Raw genomic sequence first — 13,945 nt, forward strand, 5'->3', positions numbered from 1 at the left:
TCTCCATTGACCGCGAGCGTCTTGATGCCGTGCTGGAAAATGATGCCGACGCAGTGTCGAACATGCTCGACCCGCTGGTGACCGATGACAATAATCCTGGAATTGCGGGTGTGTTACAGACGATAAGGGACCGGTTACAGGGCGATAATGGCCCGTTGAAATCATCGCAGGCACGCCTGGAACAGATCAAGACAGATCTGGCGAAATCATGGGAAAAGCTGGATGCGGATAGCGATCGGTATGAGGCGCAGTTGCAGCGCAGTTTTGCGACCATGGACCGCCAGCTGGTCCTGCTAAAAGCAACCCAAACTTACCTGACCCAGCAAATCGCAATCTGGAATAGCGGCGATGACTAAGCCTCTGATGGGAGAAATAGCATGTATAATATGAGTTTTGCACATTCGGGCTATGCGACTGCCGGAAAAGAGGCGCGGGTCATGAATGCCGACCCGCACGAGCTAATCACGATTATGTTTGAAGAACTGATCAACTTGCTGGACGAAATATATGTGATTTATGCACGCGGAGAAAAGCACGGGATTGCCGATCAACAGGCCATGGCACTGACCATAGTCGATTCTTTGATGATCAGTCTGGATATGGAAAAAGGCGGCGATTTGTCAAAAAACCTGCATCAGCTTTACGGTCAGGTCCGCCAGCTTATAGCTGATAGGGAACCCGAGAACCGGATTGAAAACAACCGGGCTGCTTTACGGATCATCTCTGAAATATTTTCCGCTTGGTCACAGATTAGGAGCTAGTTCCCGCTCGACACGATTTTGCGCCACAAGTGGTAGCCTTTATATATAAGGAAAATGCAAAGGGCGAAGAGCAGCAGGGCAATTATTAGCGCCGCGACCGGGTTGGTGAGGGCAAGAACAAGTAATCCGGCTGTGGCAAAATCTTCTCCGGTTGAGACAATGGCATTGCTGACAGGTTCGGGGCTGGTATTGATCATCGCACGCGCGCCAGCCTTCGCGCTATGGCTTGCCATAGCAGCGCCGCCGCCAAGTAGAAAAATGATTACCTGCCAGGCCGGATCACCCGCATCAACGACCGCCAAAGCCAGCAGCGCCCCGCCCAGCGGACGGATAAACGTGTGGATGGTGTCCCAAATACTGTCGAGCCACAATATCTTGTCAGCGAAAAATTCTGTCAGAGCGCCGATAGCGCTAATTCCCAATACCCACGGATTGGCAAGAGCATCCAGCATCTGCAGATTTTCAGGCAGGCTGATCCATTGCAGCCGCATGGCCAATCCGGTAACAAAAACCGTGAGATAGAGCCGCCAGCCTGATAAAAGGCTGATACTGCCGGCCAAGCCGAGAAGTTCGACAATACCCATGGATGGAAGAGTGCCACGATCCTGTCACGATGGCAATTCGCAAACTATAACCGGCATTAATCGACCAGTTAATTAGATAAGGACGCTGTATGTCTTTACTTTGCCGACTCTTGCTGTTCATATAGAGTCATGAGTAAGCAACAACAGCCAAACAGCACCGATATCCTGACCGGAAAGCCGATGCCAAAACCTATTCCCGCTTCTACATTAGTCATTTTCCGGGATCAGCCCGGCAATTCCGCACCCGATCTGTTGATGGTTGAACGTTCGGCGAAAATGGCGTTCGCTGCCGGCGCTGCGGTTTTCCCGGGTGGCCGGGTGGATGAGGCCGACTATGATTATGCCAGGACACTAGGTCATGATGATGTCGATGAATATGCCGCGCGTATCGCCGCAATTCGCGAATCTATCGAAGAAACAGGTATTGCCGTGGCTGTGGAGGGCAATCTGGATGTCCGCCGCGTTGTAGAGGCGCGCGCCGCGCTGCATGAAGGCACGATATTGTCCGAAATATGTGGCCAGTTTGATTGGCAGTTGGACCTGGGCAAGCTGGTGCCGTTCACGCGCTGGTGCCCGCCTTTTGCAGAAAAACGGGTTTTTGATACGCGCTTTTATATGGTCAAGCATGACGACCACGCCGCCGAAGCAACTGTTGACGAGACGGAGAATTACAACCTGTTCTGGAGCAGCGCACAAGGCGTATTGGAAAAGTCAGAGGCCGGACAAGTCAAAATCATCTTCCCGACCAAGCGTAATCTGGAACGGCTGGCTCAATTTTCTTCTTTTTCAGATGCGGTGGAACATAGTCGCCAACACCCCGTGACCCTGGTATCCCCGATGATCGAAAAGCGCGGAGACATCGCCCATCTGTGCATACCGGAAGGGATCGGTTATCCGATAACCTCTGAACCCATGGAAGCGGTGCAGCGCGGTTTTAAGAAATAGCGGGAAGGATTGGCGCGCCCGACAGGAGTCGAACCTGTGGCCTCAAGATTAGAAGTCTCGCGCTCTATCCAGCTGAGCTACGGGCGCGCATCCAAGAAATCCCTGTTTTAGAGAAACTCCTGCTTAATCGCAGTTTTCTGCGGCTTCGCGGGTAAACAGGAACGAGCGGAATGTCAACCATGCTAATCGCCTGTGATATTCAACGGAAGATTTAGCCGATAATTGGTTATCCCATTGAAACCTGGCGAAGATTGGGTAACGTCGCTTGATGAACACCAATCCAGTCCAGCGCAGCACCTCCGGTAGCCAGTTAGGCCACCGTTTCCGTTATTTTGATTTCGTGATGGCGGCCTTTGTCACGGTTTTGCTGCTGTCCAATGTTATCGGCGCAGCCAAGCCGACCTTTATCACAATCAGCGGTGAGCAATGGGTTTACGGTGCCGGGATATTATTTTTCCCGCTCGGCTATGTTATTGGCGATATTCTGACTGAAGTTTATGGCTATGCCCGTGCGCGGCGAGTCATCTGGGCGGGCTTTGCCGCTTTGCTGTTCATGGCGCTGATGAGCTGGGTTGTCGTGTCCCTACCACCTGCGGACGGTTGGGAAGGGCAATCAGCTTATGAAAGTGTCTTTGGACAGGTACCACGCATTGTTGCGGCGTCTATCGCGGCCTTTTGGGCGGGCGAGTTTGTGAACAGCTATGTCATGGCACGGATGAAAGTGTGGACAGACGGCAAGATGCTGTGGTCGCGGACAATAGGCTCCACGGTTGTCGGGCAGGGTGTTGATAGCCTGATCTTCTATCCGCTGGCGTTCTGGGGCGTGTGGGAACCGGCTGCGGTGTTTACGGTCATGGTCACCAATTGGCTGCTCAAAGTATCATGGGAAGTTGTGCTGACTCCGGTAACCTATGTAGTGGTCGGCTGGCTGAAGCGGCGCGAGGGCGTGGATATTTTTGATGAGTCCACGAATTTCACGCCGTTCAGCACCTCCGTCTGAAATAACCGGGATATGGGCGCGTTTATTTAAGTAAGCTGTCTTTCTCTGCCCAGCGCGCAAACAGAAAGAATGCGAGCGAAACAACCGGAATGGTTATCGGCATGATCCAGCCGGTTTGATTGAGATAATCCATATAACCGTCGAGGATGAAATAGCTGCCAAATTGTATCAACACCGCGATTAGCGATAACAGGAACAAACGCACGGCGATCGGCTTTCGAAGCAATAGCATCACAGATCCCAAAAACCCCGCGATTACAGCCACGGCAAAAGCGGCACTCGCCCAATAGGGGCGGTTGGCATATAATTTCTGCTGTTCCAAAGTGAGTTGCGCATAATCATCCGCGCTCATCGTAATATCAGCAACATAAGCGGCAAGTCCGAGGCCATTCCATAGCAAGGCCAATATCGCAATGATCCAGAACCAGACCGGTGGTTGTCCATCCTGTTCCATCTGACCCTCCCCTTGGTTAAAATTAAGCCTTGTAAATCTGCGTGCAGATACAAAGTTCTTATATGCTAAAACAGAATGCGTTTCCATAGCTGACCAAACGCGTCGCGAAGATTGAGTTGATCGCAATTTTAGATATCTGCGATGAAATTAATCAATTTCATAAATAAATAATAAGGCCTTATAAGGAGGCCACCAAACAAATGGAGTATAAAATGATCGGTAGAAACATCCCCCAAGTAACCCTCCGCACCCGCGTTCGTGATGAAAGTGTGGACGGTCCGAATCCGTTCCGCTGGCAGGACGTTGATACCAAGGAACTGTTCAGCGGCAAGCGCATCGCAGTGTTCTCCTTGCCCGGTGCTTTTACGCCAACCTGTTCAAATGAGCAATGCCCTGCTTACGAGCGTCTTTATGAGGAATTCAAAGAAAAAGGCGTTGATGAAGTATATTGCATCTCGGTCAACGATGCTTTCGTAATGTATCAGTGGGGCAAATCGCTTGGCCTTGAAAAGGTCAAATTGCTTCCCGACGGCTCCGGTGACTTTACCCGGCGCATGGGTATGCTTATCCGCAAAAACCACCTCGGCTTTGGTGATCGTAGCTGGCGCTATGCCATGATTGTCGATGACGGCGTTATCAGCGGATGGTTTGAAGAACCAGGCATTAACGACGAAGGTCTGGACGATGACCCTTATGGTGAAACGTCTCCGGAAAACTTGCTGGCCTGGCTATCCGTAAGCAGCAACAAAAAACCAGACTGATAGTAGTTAAGTAGGGATTGTCCTGATGTGGACACCCTTTGAATAGAGACTATATGGGCCGCGGGTGATTATTCATTCGCGGCCTTTTCATTATGGCGATAGTTGTTGGCCTATGACGACGTTAAACAAACCGATCATCATGACGGCTATGATGGGTAAACAGGATTTTGCCTGGGCCGACGGTCTTCGCCGCCGTTATTATCCGCCCGAACGCAATATGGCTCCGGCGCATATCACGCTGTTTCATCATCTGCCGCCCCGGGCGCTGGATGAAATCAAACAGGCTGTGATTGACATAACCCGTTATAACGCTCCTCCAGAGACAATGCTGCAACGTCTGATCCACTTGGGCAGCGGGGTGGGCTATCAGCTCCATTCGCCCGAGCTATTGGCGATGCGGATGGAATTGGCCGATAGATTTCACGGACTATTGACCGCCCAGGACCAGCAGGTCCCCCGGCTGCATATAACGGTACAAAACAAAGTGTCTGCCAAGGAAGCGAAAGATCTGATGACCCTTTTGGCACAGGATTTTGACCCAGAGCGTTTCAGATCAAAGGGCTGGCGCTGCAATATTATATGGATGGCCCATGGCAGCCGATTGGCGAATGGCCGTTCCGAGGTTAAACCTGCTCGATTTCCTTGATCGGGATTTCAGGATCCGCCAACTGGCTGGTATCAAGACATAGACCCGCCTCAACGACTTTGCGGCCCTGCACATAATCCTTGGTAGTGTTGACACAATCGAGCGCGATCACCTTGCCGTCTTTTAGATAGACAATCGTGAATTTCCGGCTGTCCGGATCGCCGCGCACGATATATTCATCATGGCCGGTGGAAAGGCCCACGGTCTGCAATTTCAGGTCATATTGGTTAGACCAGAACCATGGAACAGCATCATAGCTGCAATCCTCACCCATGATATCCATAGCGGCAACTTTTGCCTGATCATTGGCATTTTGAACCGATTCGAGCCGTATATGCGCGCCGCCAGCAAAGCGGTTACCATGCGCGGCACAATCACCAATGGCATAGATACCGTCCAGGCTGGTGCGGCAGTGCTGGTCCACATCAACGCCGTTGCCAGCGGTTGCTCCGGCTGCAACCAGCGGACCGGTTTCCGGAATAATCCCGATACCAACGATAAACATATCTGCGTCTAATACGCGTCCGTCAGATAGTTTTACACCCGTTGCCATGCCGGAATCGTTGGTTTCAAATGCCTCAACCGTTGATTCAAGTTCAACCGTGACGCCCTGTCGGCGATGCTCTTCTTCGTAAAAGCGGGACAGGGTTTCGCCTGCAACCCGCGACAATACGCGGTCGAGCGATTCCAGAACCGTCACTTTCTTGCCCAGCTTGGTCAGCACGGCAGCAGCCTCAAGCCCGATATAGCCGCCGCCAACGACAATAACCTTTTCGACAGTAGGCAGCGCAGCCATGATTTTGTCCACATCGGCGCGGGAGCGAACAGCATGAATATTGCGCGCCTGACTACCCGGACAATTGAGCATACGGGGCGATCCGCCTGTGGCCCAGATCAGTTTGCCATAGCCGATTTCTTCGTCAGTGCTCAACGTGACCATTTTGCCCACCGGATCGACTTTCGCAACGCGGCAGCCTGTCAAAAGGTCGATTTCCCGTTCCGCCCAGAAGCTTTCCGGGCGCAGCATGATGCGCTCAAACGGTTTCTCGCCGGCCAGATATTCTTTTGACAGTGGGGGGCGCTCATATGGGGGATATTTCTCGTTCCCCAGCAAGCCAATCGTGCCGTCAAACTTCTGCTGCCTCAATGCAATAGCGGCCTGGGCTCCGGCATGGCCAGCTCCTACAATTAAGACGTCATAACTTTTATTCACATTCAGCCCCTTTGCATTGTCTTGCGGCAAGGCGGGTTTGTTAGCGCTTATTATAGCCGCGTTGCAAGCATTAGCAGAAAATGATCTGCAACTTGTTGACCGATCAGAATGCTATGCCTATAGCGCCGCGGTCCAAGGTTTTTTGGAGCGATTCTAGTCGTGATCAAAAACTGGTGGCACAGGCTGATAATCCGCGCTAATGGCCGGATCTATGGCGGAGTAGCTCAGGTGGTTAGAGCAGTGGAATCATAATCCATGTGTCGGGGGTTCGAGTCCCTCCTCCGCTACCAAAAAAAAGCATAAAGCTTGGTAATGATAGAGTCGGACAGTAATTTTCGGGATAACCGACATTGGGTAATGGGGCTGCTGCTCCGTTGCTTACTGGTTGCTGCCAGTTTTTCGTTTCTATTTCATTCTACAGTTCCGGATGTTTCGGGCTCCAGTAACACCGGGAGCGAGTTTCATCTGACTACTGCGGCTGCCCCGATAACCGCGGCCTTGGGAAAATCATCCCAAACTTTTAAAAATTCCAGAAATTATCAAGATGCTGGAGGTCCTGACCCGGCCGCAAAAGCTTCGATCTTCAGTTATGTTTACTTAAGCCGAGGGCTACCTGAACTCGCTTTCAATCATTTTTACTCTGCGTTTATCGTCGAACATATTCTGTTCCGAAATGGCTATAATGCTATACCGACGCGCGCGCCTCCTGTGCATTTTTCAAGCTAGAAATTGAACGGACTCCCAGGGAGTCCTTGTATCAACATCACAAAAGGAACTGCTTTCGCAGTTGCCTGATCGTGGCCGAAATTGAAATGCATAACATGAATCAACTCAAAACAAGTTCCGCCTCTCAAGCGGAAGGCATTGACCGTTTATATATTGAAAGACTGATGGAAAAATATCCGGATATCACCGGTCAGGAAAGATTGGAGATCTTGCACTTTCTTACTAAAGCACCTGTCATTGATACCGCATTATTGACATGCAACGACGCAATCAGAGAAAATTTGGAAGCGTTCAAACTGGAGAACCAAAAACAGCTCGGTGTCACCTGGAAGAACTGGTTCTATTTGATTGTGCTGTTAAGCTTATTCGCAATTGCGAGCTATTTTTTATGGGGTGAAGGAGTTTCAGTAAGTTGATTGAAGCATTCCAGGTTACGCCATAAAATACAATAGAAAGATAGTGTTGAACACCGGCTTCTATAAGCCGATGTTCAACACATCCGTTCTGGCTCAGGATAGTGTTTTATCTCGTCTATCTAATCTGCAAACTTCGTCTTTGTCCTGTTTGCGATCGCCACGAGCGAGAGCATGACTGGGACTTCGACCAGTACGCCAACTACAGTGGCCAGGGCAGCGCCGCTGGACAGGCCAAACAGGCCGATTGCTACTGCGACCGCTAGTTCAAAGAAGTTCGACGTGCCTATAAGCGCGCAAGGGGCGGCTATTTTGTGGGGCACTTTCCAGGCCCAGGCCGCAGCATAGCTTAGGATGAATATGCCGTAGGATTGCAAAATGATCGGAATGGCGATCAGAAGGATGAGCAGCGGGCTTGAGATGATTGTCTGCGCCTGAAATGCAAATAACAGCACTACAGTTGCCAGCAGTCCGATTACCGAGGCTGGTTTCAATCGGGATGTAAATATATCTATGGCTTCAGCATTTCCGCCGTGCGTGGATAACAGGCGCTGGCGCGTGAGGACACCCGCAGCCAGTGGCACCACAACATAAAGAATCACGGAAAGAAGAAGAGTCTCCCACGGAATCGCGATATCCGTGACACCGAGCAAAAGTGCAACGATCGGCGCATAGGCCACGACCATGATGAGGTCGTTCACAGACACCTGCACCAGCGTGTAAGTCGCGTCGCCTTTGGTCATTTGCGACCATATAAACACCATTGCCGTGCATGGCGCAGCGCCCAGAAGAATAAGTCCGGCGATATACTGCTGCGCGTCATCAGCCGGGATCAGCCCACTATAGAGATAATCAAAAAACAGAACGGCAAGGGCCGCCATCGTGAAAGGCTTGATGAGCCAGTTTACAGTGATGGTGATGAGAAGGCCCTTGGGCTTACTTCCAATTTCGCGCAGCGAGCCGAAATCCACCGCGACCATCATGGGATAGATCATGGCCCAGATAAGAATGGCGACGACCAGATTGACCGACGCATATTCCAGACCCGCAATAACAGTGATGAGGTCGGGCGCGATGTTACCAAGGACTATGCCTCCCCCTATTGCCATCGCAACCCAAAGTGACAACCAGCGTTCAAACAGTCCCATTATATCTCTCGCTTATTACGCCCGCTTATTGGGCCTGTTACTACGGAGCTTCTGTTTTCCCAATCGCATCGAGGCGGTTGGAAAGGCTCATTTCGTCGAGAGCTTCAAATGGCAGATTGAGAAACAGGGATATCCGGTTGCGAAGGTAGCGCAGTGCGGTCAAAAATGCATCGCGCTGTGCTTCGCCTTCAACGGCGGCGGGGTCTTCAATCCCCCAATGTGCGGTCATAGGCTGGCCGAGCCACACAGGGCAGCTTTCACCAGCGGCATTATCACATACCGTAAAGATGAAGTCCATCTTCGGAGCACCGGGTACGGCAAACTCGTCCCAGCTTTTTGAACGTAAATCCTTTGTCTCAAACCCCATCCCGTCTAGGATATTCAGAGCCATCGGATGGACTTTGCCATTGGGATGACTGCCCGCACTATAGGCTTTGAAGCGGCCGTCACCATCGCGGTTGAGAAGGGCTTCACCCAGAATAGAGCGAGCCGAATTGCCTGTGCAAAGGAAGAGCACATTATAAGTCTTGTCTGTCATCGCCGTCACCCGCAGCACGGCTTGTTATCAGCGTTTTCATCAACTGCAGTTGGCGCCATAGCGGGCGTGCAGCAAGCGTTTTCGGCAGCATTGCCGGATGCAAGCTGGTCGAGATCGACGCGGTTGCCATATTCGGTCACATCGCCATGGGTGAGGAATGCCTCCCACGCCAAGCCATCAGGGTCGGCTGTCCAGTTCTTTTCCGATTGGGCGTAACAACAAGTTGTAGCGCCTTCATCAAATATCGCACCGCCAGCCTCTTTAATACGTCCATAGACCTGCGCGAGTTCATCATGGCTCTCGGCTTGAATACCGACATGCTCCACACCGCGCTTCGCACCCTCATGGCTCGACATCGCGAAATTGACACGGGGATCATCCAACATCCATTTGGCATAGTCACTTTTTACGACGCTGGGTTCGGCTCCGAACAGCTTGGTGTAAAAGCCAATCGATTGTTCAATATTTTCCACAGAAAGATGAATGTGCATCCGTTTCATTTGCAAGCTCCTTGGGTAGCGATAAGGTCAACTGCACAGGCGTCCCCCGCACAGCAGTTTTCGAGAAGATAAGCGACAAGTTCATTCATCGACGCATAGTTTGCGCGATAGATCAGGGTGCGCGACTGGCGCTCTTGCGAGAGCAGGCCAGCGCGGGTGAGGTGCGCCAGATGAAATGACAGGGAACTAGGAGGTACATCGAGCTTTTCGGCAATCGCGCCCGCAGCCATTCCTTCCTTGCCGGTCTTAACCAGTAAACGGAATATTGCGAGTCTATGCTCCTGAGCGAGCGACCCGAGTGCATCGATTGCCTGCTTTGCTTCCATGTTGAGACTCACCTTAATTTGATATTTCGACATCTATCGAATTAATGAGAGCGTTTGTCAAACATATTTTGAGATTTGTCGAATAGTCGAAGTAAGTGGTTACAGGCCCTTGGCGATGGCGCTGCTACCTTTACAAGGCTGATCTTGTGACTTGTCCCACATCATGATATTAAAAATGGATTGCGTAACTGGCGAATTAAGATGGATCACCATCGGGAAGCGCAATATGATTGCCGCTCGCCTGGGCGACTGGACATTTGTCTTAGTCTCAACATTCCTTATCGAGGAAATGGCCCATGAATGATCCTTCGCATATATTTGCCTGGCTTCGACTTGATGATCGTACGACGACTTCTGGTCAGCCGACTGAACAGCAACTGGCTGAAATCAAAGCGCTTGGTGTGACGCATATCATCAACCTTGCGCTCCATAGTCACGAAAAGGCACTGCCTGACGAGGCCGCAAGCGTCCATTCGTTAGGCATGACCTATATCCATATACCTGTAGACTTCGGCGATCCCACTGAGGATGATTTCGCGCAATTCTGTGACGTTATGGAAGAGATTGGGGAGAATGTAGTGCATGTCCATTGCATAGTGAATGCCCGGGTTTCAGCATTTTTTTATCGTTACAACCGTGAAGTTAAAGCTTTGTCTGAACCTGTAGCCCGAGCCACAATGGAGAGAATCTGGAAGCCCTCCGGTGTGTGGAAGAATTTCATCGGTGATACCGCCGCAGATGATGTTGGGGTCGTTCTCTAGCAGTGGCACTAAGCAATACCAAAACATGCTCTTGATTCTGAACAAAATCCCGATTGCGACTAATTAAAATGTGACTAACCAATGGCTCATCTTTCACGTAACTAAGTCACAAATTAACATTGAGCATGAGACTTAAAGCTGAGACCAACAATCTAATTCATTGTTTTCTGAACGCTTTTCGCTCCAATGCTCGTCTAGTTTAAATCAGGAAACTGCCTGATTACAGAGAGGAAAGTATGACGGATTTTGCAAACGCGGCGTGGGATTATGAAGCGGACCTTCTTGTCGTAGGGACAGGCGCGGCAGGAATGACCGCGGCCATCGTAGGCAAGACCGAGGGGCTTGATGTCCTCATAATCGAAAAAACTGAATTTTATGGCGGCACGACGGCGCTCTCTGGCGGGGTGGCCTGGGTTCCCAATAATCCGCTGATGAAAGCGGCCGGCATTCCGGACTCGCGGGACGAGGCGCTCACCTATCTCAAGCACAATGTCGGTAACCGGGTTGCGCCAGGTAAGCTGGAAAAGCTTGTCGACCATGGTCCGGAGATGGTTGACTATATGCAGGCCAACAGCGCGGTGCAGTTCCAGATGATGGAGGATTTTCCCGACTATCGTCCAGAAACGCCTGGCGGTTGCAAGGGCGGTCGCTCTATTGATCCCAAGGTATTTTCAGGACGTAAGCTCAAGGACTTTGCGAACCTTCGCAAGCGGGGCATGGAAATCCCCGGCGGCATTGTCGGTTCGGTCAAGGAACTGCGGCGTCTGGCGTTCTTCAAGTCAAATCCGAAGGGACTGCTTGATGTCTGGAAGATGTTCCCGCGCAATTTGTGGAACAAGATTGCCTCTCGTCAGCACATGTCAAGCGGCGCCGCTTTGGTTGCACGGTTGCGCTATACACTCCAGGAAAAGGGTGTCCCGCTGTGGCTGGAAACCAGCCTGGAAGAACTGTTGGTCAAGGATGGAAAGGTTGTTGGTGCGCGTGTCTCGCAGGGGGGTAAGGAGCTTATGATTCGAGCGCGCCGGGGGGTCATTATCGCGGCCGGTGGTTTCGAGCATAATTCATCCATGCGGAAGGAATATTTTGGTCCAAAGGCCGCCGATACATGGACATCGGCTGCCTACACCTCTGGTTCTCCCGGTAATATGGGCGACGGGATCAATGCCGGTCTTTCGGTCGGTGCCGCGCTTGATTTGATGGACGACATGTGGTGGATGCCGTCCTCGGTTGAACCGGGCGCGCAGGTCCCCACTATTCACGTGTTCGAGCGAGGTTTGCCGCATTTCCTTATCGTCAATTCGCGCGGTCAGCGCTTTGCCAATGAGGCAAAGCCCTATAACGAGCTGGGCCGAGAGATATATGAGAATGACGCGCCTCCTGCGTTCATGGTGTTCGATCATGAATATCGCAGCAGATACACAATGGGTACCATGCTGCCCGGAATGACACCGGAGCGCTTTATAAAGTCGGGTTACATCAAACGTGCGGATACGCTGGAAGACTTGGCTGCCCAGGCAGGTATCGATCCGGCTGGGCTGAAGCAGACCGTAGAACGGTTTAACGCCATGGCCACAGCTGGACAGGACGAGGATTTCCACAAGGGTGACAGCGCGTTTGACCGCTATGCAGGTGATCCGGCGAACAAGCCGAATCCTTGCCTTGGCCCTGTGGCAAAGGGACCCTTTTATGCCATTGAGGTTCAAGCGGGCGACTTGGGCACAAAGGGCGGACTGCTGACTAACGAGCATGCGCAAGTGCTGCGTGAAGACAGTACGGTCATTCCCGGACTCTATGCAGCGGGCAACAGTTCGGCTTGTGTGGTCGGTAATTATTATCCGGGCGCTGGCGGTACAATCGGTGCGGGCATGACCTATGGCTATATCGCCGCCAAGAACGCAGCGGTGCAAACGGATCAGTAATAGTTGATGCCATAGCTTATCTGGAACCTTGGGTGGTTTTCTGCGTATTATTCCGACGGGGCAGTGTTGTAGAGTGTTGAGAGGCAAATCATCATGCCGCATTCCGTTCGATATCTGTCTGCCAGCCTGTTGGCGCTAACCCTGCTTTCCTCTTGTGAGCAAAGGACGGAGGGTTCATATAATCGAGAAGCGCAGAATGAAGCCGCTTTGAACGACCTGTCCAATGCCGACAAAGCCAATGGAGATAAGGTGACTCCGGCTCTGGCAGCTGGGTCAAGCCTCCCGGCGCTAATACCGCCGAAGCCGGGGGAATCGGGCGGACTTCCTGATGACCGCAGGCCGCTGGATGAAAGCCCGATAGACCCTGCGAGCATTCGCGGCGCTGGATTGACGCTGGAAAAATATGCGCTTGCACTAGAGAGCAAAGATTACGAGACTGCTTATGCCCTATGGGGTGATGAAGGCGGAGCAAGCGGGCTGACCAAAGCAAAATTTGCGGGGGCTTATGACAAATATCTGACCATCAATATGCAGATCGGTCGCCCTGAAACCGGTGGACCGGAAATCGCCGGAAGTGAGGTCAGCGGGCCTGAAACCGCACGCGTTCCGGTGCAGTTATATGGCCGACTGAAAAATTCGAATAATGAGCCTTATAATATGATTGGCTCCTTCATTCTTGCCCGGAGCGGGGACAAGGACATGCCATGGGAAATCATCGACAGCGATTTGCAGCCCCGCGGAGTTGTCCGGGAGGCTAAAAGCGGTAGCGGAGAAACCGGTGAAGCCAATATTCCGCCCGAATTCCACGGTAGATGGGCGAAAAGCACAGATTTATGCAGGAGTGATGCTGACACGATGACGCTCCGGATCGGTGCGGAAAAGCTGGAGTTCTGGGAAAGTCAGGCGATCGTGAAGTCTGTGCAGAAAAGCGGCCGACGCATTACGGTTACTGCCGATTATACCGGGGAGGGGGAAAACTGGACTCGTACGACGAGCTACACTCTATCCGCCGATGGCAAGACGCTAACCAGCAATGACGATGTAGCCAGGGTGAAATGCGGGTAATCCAACCGTATATTTGCGTCTCCGTTTCAAAAAACACCCGTTTCAAAAAGCTAAAAACTGAAAAGGCCCGACCAGATTAACTGGCCGGACCTCTTTGCTGACCGGTTAATGTAGCACCATGCAGGGGCATAGGGGGGAGGGAGGCACAGTGCTTTTTAACGGATCAGTATTTGGCAAAGCTGTTC

General features: G+C 51.8%; 17 protein-coding genes, 2 tRNA genes and 1 riboswitch. Of the genes, 11 read left to right on the forward strand and 8 right to left on the reverse strand.

Going from position 1 to position 13,945, the window contains the following annotated elements:
• Positions 1-356: flagellar filament capping protein FliD (gene fliD / locus VIN76_RS01685; RefSeq protein WP_332040085.1), on the forward strand; the 356-nt coding region annotated here is incomplete at its 5' end.
• A gap of 21 nt (positions 357-377) precedes the next feature.
• Positions 378-761: a flagellar export chaperone FliS gene (locus VIN76_RS01690; protein ID WP_332040086.1), complete on the forward strand. Its 384-nt coding sequence runs from the start codon at positions 378-380 to the stop codon at positions 759-761.
• Here the strand turns inward: VIN76_RS01690 and VIN76_RS01695 are convergent.
• The gene (locus VIN76_RS01695; protein WP_332040087.1) at positions 758-1,345 is read right to left on the reverse strand and encodes a DUF4126 domain-containing protein; all 588 of its coding nucleotides are present in this window, start codon (positions 1,343-1,345) and stop codon (positions 758-760) included. The two genes, VIN76_RS01690 and VIN76_RS01695, sit on opposite strands and share 4 nt — an antisense overlap.
• A 129-nt stretch (positions 1,346-1,474) precedes the next feature.
• On the opposite strand from VIN76_RS01695, the gene VIN76_RS01700 reads away from it, so the two are divergent.
• Entirely contained in the window at positions 1,475-2,290 is an 816-nt protein-coding gene (locus VIN76_RS01700) for an NUDIX domain-containing protein (protein WP_332040088.1), read from the forward strand.
• A 10-nt stretch (positions 2,291-2,300) separates the two neighbouring features.
• On the opposite strand, the gene VIN76_RS01705 is transcribed toward VIN76_RS01700, so the two are convergent.
• Positions 2,301-2,377: transfer RNA gene (locus tag VIN76_RS01705), tRNA-Arg, on the reverse strand.
• A gap of 181 nt (positions 2,378-2,558) precedes the next feature.
• Here VIN76_RS01705 and VIN76_RS01710 point away from each other — a divergent pair.
• Positions 2,559-3,290: a queuosine precursor transporter gene (locus VIN76_RS01710; RefSeq protein WP_332040089.1), complete on the forward strand. Its 732-nt coding sequence runs from the start codon at positions 2,559-2,561 to the stop codon at positions 3,288-3,290.
• 22 nt (positions 3,291-3,312) lie between these two features.
• Here the strand turns inward: VIN76_RS01710 and VIN76_RS01715 are convergent, their stop codons facing one another.
• Positions 3,313-3,744: a hypothetical protein gene (locus VIN76_RS01715; RefSeq protein WP_332040090.1), complete on the reverse strand. Its 432-nt coding sequence runs from the start codon at positions 3,742-3,744 to the stop codon at positions 3,313-3,315.
• Positions 3,745-3,956: 212 nt separating this feature from the next.
• Between VIN76_RS01715 and VIN76_RS01720 the strand changes: the two genes are divergently transcribed.
• Together VIN76_RS01720 and VIN76_RS01725 are read left to right on the forward strand one after the other, a co-directional pair.
• On the forward strand, positions 3,957-4,505 hold the full coding sequence (locus VIN76_RS01720; RefSeq protein ID WP_332040091.1) for a peroxiredoxin: 549 nt from the start codon (positions 3,957-3,959) through the stop codon (positions 4,503-4,505).
• A gap of 112 nt (positions 4,506-4,617) precedes the next feature.
• Entirely contained in the window at positions 4,618-5,151 is a 534-nt protein-coding gene (locus VIN76_RS01725; protein WP_332040092.1) for a 2'-5' RNA ligase family protein, read from the forward strand.
• Here VIN76_RS01725 and VIN76_RS01730 read toward each other — a convergent pair.
• Positions 5,129-6,364 carry an NAD(P)/FAD-dependent oxidoreductase gene (locus VIN76_RS01730; protein WP_332040093.1) on the reverse strand — a complete coding sequence of 412 codons (1,236 nt, stop codon included), beginning with the start codon at positions 6,362-6,364 and terminating at the stop codon, positions 5,129-5,131. The two genes, VIN76_RS01725 and VIN76_RS01730, sit on opposite strands and share 23 nt — an antisense overlap.
• Positions 6,365-6,577: 213 nt before the next feature.
• Between VIN76_RS01730 and VIN76_RS01735 the strand changes: the two genes are divergently transcribed.
• Both VIN76_RS01735 and VIN76_RS01740 read left to right on the forward strand, forming a co-directional pair.
• Positions 6,578-6,654: transfer RNA gene (locus VIN76_RS01735), tRNA-Met, on the forward strand.
• Between the two features lie 507 nt (positions 6,655-7,161).
• Positions 7,162-7,506, forward strand: a complete 345-nt coding sequence (locus tag VIN76_RS01740) for a hypothetical protein (protein ID WP_332040094.1) — start codon at positions 7,162-7,164, stop codon at positions 7,504-7,506.
• 119 nt (positions 7,507-7,625) lie between these two features.
• Here the strand turns inward: VIN76_RS01740 and arsB are convergent, their stop codons facing one another.
• Genes arsB through VIN76_RS01760 form a run of 4 tightly spaced genes read right to left on the reverse strand, consistent with a single transcriptional unit; the run spans position 7,626 to position 10,015 of the window.
• Positions 7,626-8,651 carry an ACR3 family arsenite efflux transporter gene (arsB, locus tag VIN76_RS01745; protein ID WP_332040095.1) on the reverse strand — a complete coding sequence of 342 codons (1,026 nt, stop codon included), beginning with the start codon at positions 8,649-8,651 and terminating at the stop codon, positions 7,626-7,628.
• 40 nt (positions 8,652-8,691) lie between these two features.
• On the reverse strand, positions 8,692-9,189 hold the full coding sequence (locus VIN76_RS01750) for an arsenate reductase ArsC (RefSeq protein WP_332040096.1): 498 nt from the start codon (positions 9,187-9,189) through the stop codon (positions 8,692-8,694).
• A 5-nt stretch (positions 9,190-9,194) separates the two neighbouring features.
• Positions 9,195-9,689, reverse strand: a complete 495-nt coding sequence (locus tag VIN76_RS01755; RefSeq protein WP_332040097.1) for an ArsI/CadI family heavy metal resistance metalloenzyme — start codon at positions 9,687-9,689, stop codon at positions 9,195-9,197.
• On the reverse strand, positions 9,686-10,015 hold the full coding sequence (locus VIN76_RS01760; protein ID WP_332040098.1) for a metalloregulator ArsR/SmtB family transcription factor: 330 nt from the start codon (positions 10,013-10,015) through the stop codon (positions 9,686-9,688). The genes VIN76_RS01755 and VIN76_RS01760 overlap by 4 nt, the downstream gene beginning before the upstream one ends.
• A gap of 174 nt (positions 10,016-10,189) precedes the next feature.
• Positions 10,190-10,269: riboswitch (ZMP/ZTP riboswitch) on the forward strand.
• A 42-nt stretch (positions 10,270-10,311) separates the two neighbouring features.
• Here VIN76_RS01760 and VIN76_RS01765 point away from each other — a divergent pair.
• The 3 genes from VIN76_RS01765 to VIN76_RS01775 all read left to right on the forward strand — a co-directional run bounded on the left by VIN76_RS01765 (position 10,312) and on the right by VIN76_RS01775 (position 13,760).
• Complete coding sequence (locus tag VIN76_RS01765) at positions 10,312-10,776, forward strand: protein tyrosine phosphatase family protein (RefSeq protein ID WP_332040099.1); 465 nt, start codon at positions 10,312-10,314, stop codon at positions 10,774-10,776.
• 236 nt (positions 10,777-11,012) lie between these two features.
• Positions 11,013-12,695, forward strand: a complete 1,683-nt coding sequence (locus tag VIN76_RS01770; RefSeq protein ID WP_332040100.1) for an FAD-binding protein — start codon at positions 11,013-11,015, stop codon at positions 12,693-12,695.
• Between the two features lie 93 nt (positions 12,696-12,788).
• Complete coding sequence (locus tag VIN76_RS01775) at positions 12,789-13,760, forward strand: hypothetical protein (protein WP_332040101.1); 972 nt, start codon at positions 12,789-12,791, stop codon at positions 13,758-13,760.
• Positions 13,761-13,945: the final 185 nt, after the last annotated feature.

It is taken from the genome of Parasphingorhabdus sp., assembly GCF_036568145.1.
In the GTDB taxonomy this organism is placed as follows: Bacteria; Pseudomonadota; Alphaproteobacteria; order Sphingomonadales; family Sphingomonadaceae; genus Parasphingorhabdus.

Coding starts and splice junctions, on each gene's coding strand:
- VIN76_RS01695 (WP_332040087.1), bottom strand. CDS start 1,345: ATGGGTATTGTCGAACTTCTCGGCTTGGCCGGCAGTATCAGCCTTTTA.
- VIN76_RS01750 (WP_332040096.1), bottom strand. CDS start 9,189: ATGACAGACAAGACTTATAATGTGCTCTTCCTTTGCACAGGCAATTCG.
- VIN76_RS01755 (WP_332040097.1), bottom strand. CDS start 9,689: ATGAAACGGATGCACATTCATCTTTCTGTGGAAAATATTGAACAATCG.
- VIN76_RS01715 (WP_332040090.1), bottom strand. CDS start 3,744: ATGGAACAGGATGGACAACCACCGGTCTGGTTCTGGATCATTGCGATA.
- arsB (WP_332040095.1), bottom strand. CDS start 8,651: ATGGGACTGTTTGAACGCTGGTTGTCACTTTGGGTTGCGATGGCAATA.
- VIN76_RS01725 (WP_332040092.1), top strand. CDS start 4,618: ATGACGACGTTAAACAAACCGATCATCATGACGGCTATGATGGGTAAA.
- VIN76_RS01700 (WP_332040088.1), top strand. CDS start 1,475: ATGAGTAAGCAACAACAGCCAAACAGCACCGATATCCTGACCGGAAAG.
- VIN76_RS01720 (WP_332040091.1), top strand. CDS start 3,957: ATGATCGGTAGAAACATCCCCCAAGTAACCCTCCGCACCCGCGTTCGT.
- VIN76_RS01765 (WP_332040099.1), top strand. CDS start 10,312: ATGAATGATCCTTCGCATATATTTGCCTGGCTTCGACTTGATGATCGT.
- VIN76_RS01775 (WP_332040101.1), top strand. CDS start 12,789: ATGCCGCATTCCGTTCGATATCTGTCTGCCAGCCTGTTGGCGCTAACC.
- VIN76_RS01690 (WP_332040086.1), top strand. CDS start 378: ATGTATAATATGAGTTTTGCACATTCGGGCTATGCGACTGCCGGAAAA.
- VIN76_RS01770 (WP_332040100.1), top strand. CDS start 11,013: ATGACGGATTTTGCAAACGCGGCGTGGGATTATGAAGCGGACCTTCTT.
- VIN76_RS01710 (WP_332040089.1), top strand. CDS start 2,559: ATGAACACCAATCCAGTCCAGCGCAGCACCTCCGGTAGCCAGTTAGGC.
- VIN76_RS01760 (WP_332040098.1), bottom strand. CDS start 10,015: ATGGAAGCAAAGCAGGCAATCGATGCACTCGGGTCGCTCGCTCAGGAG.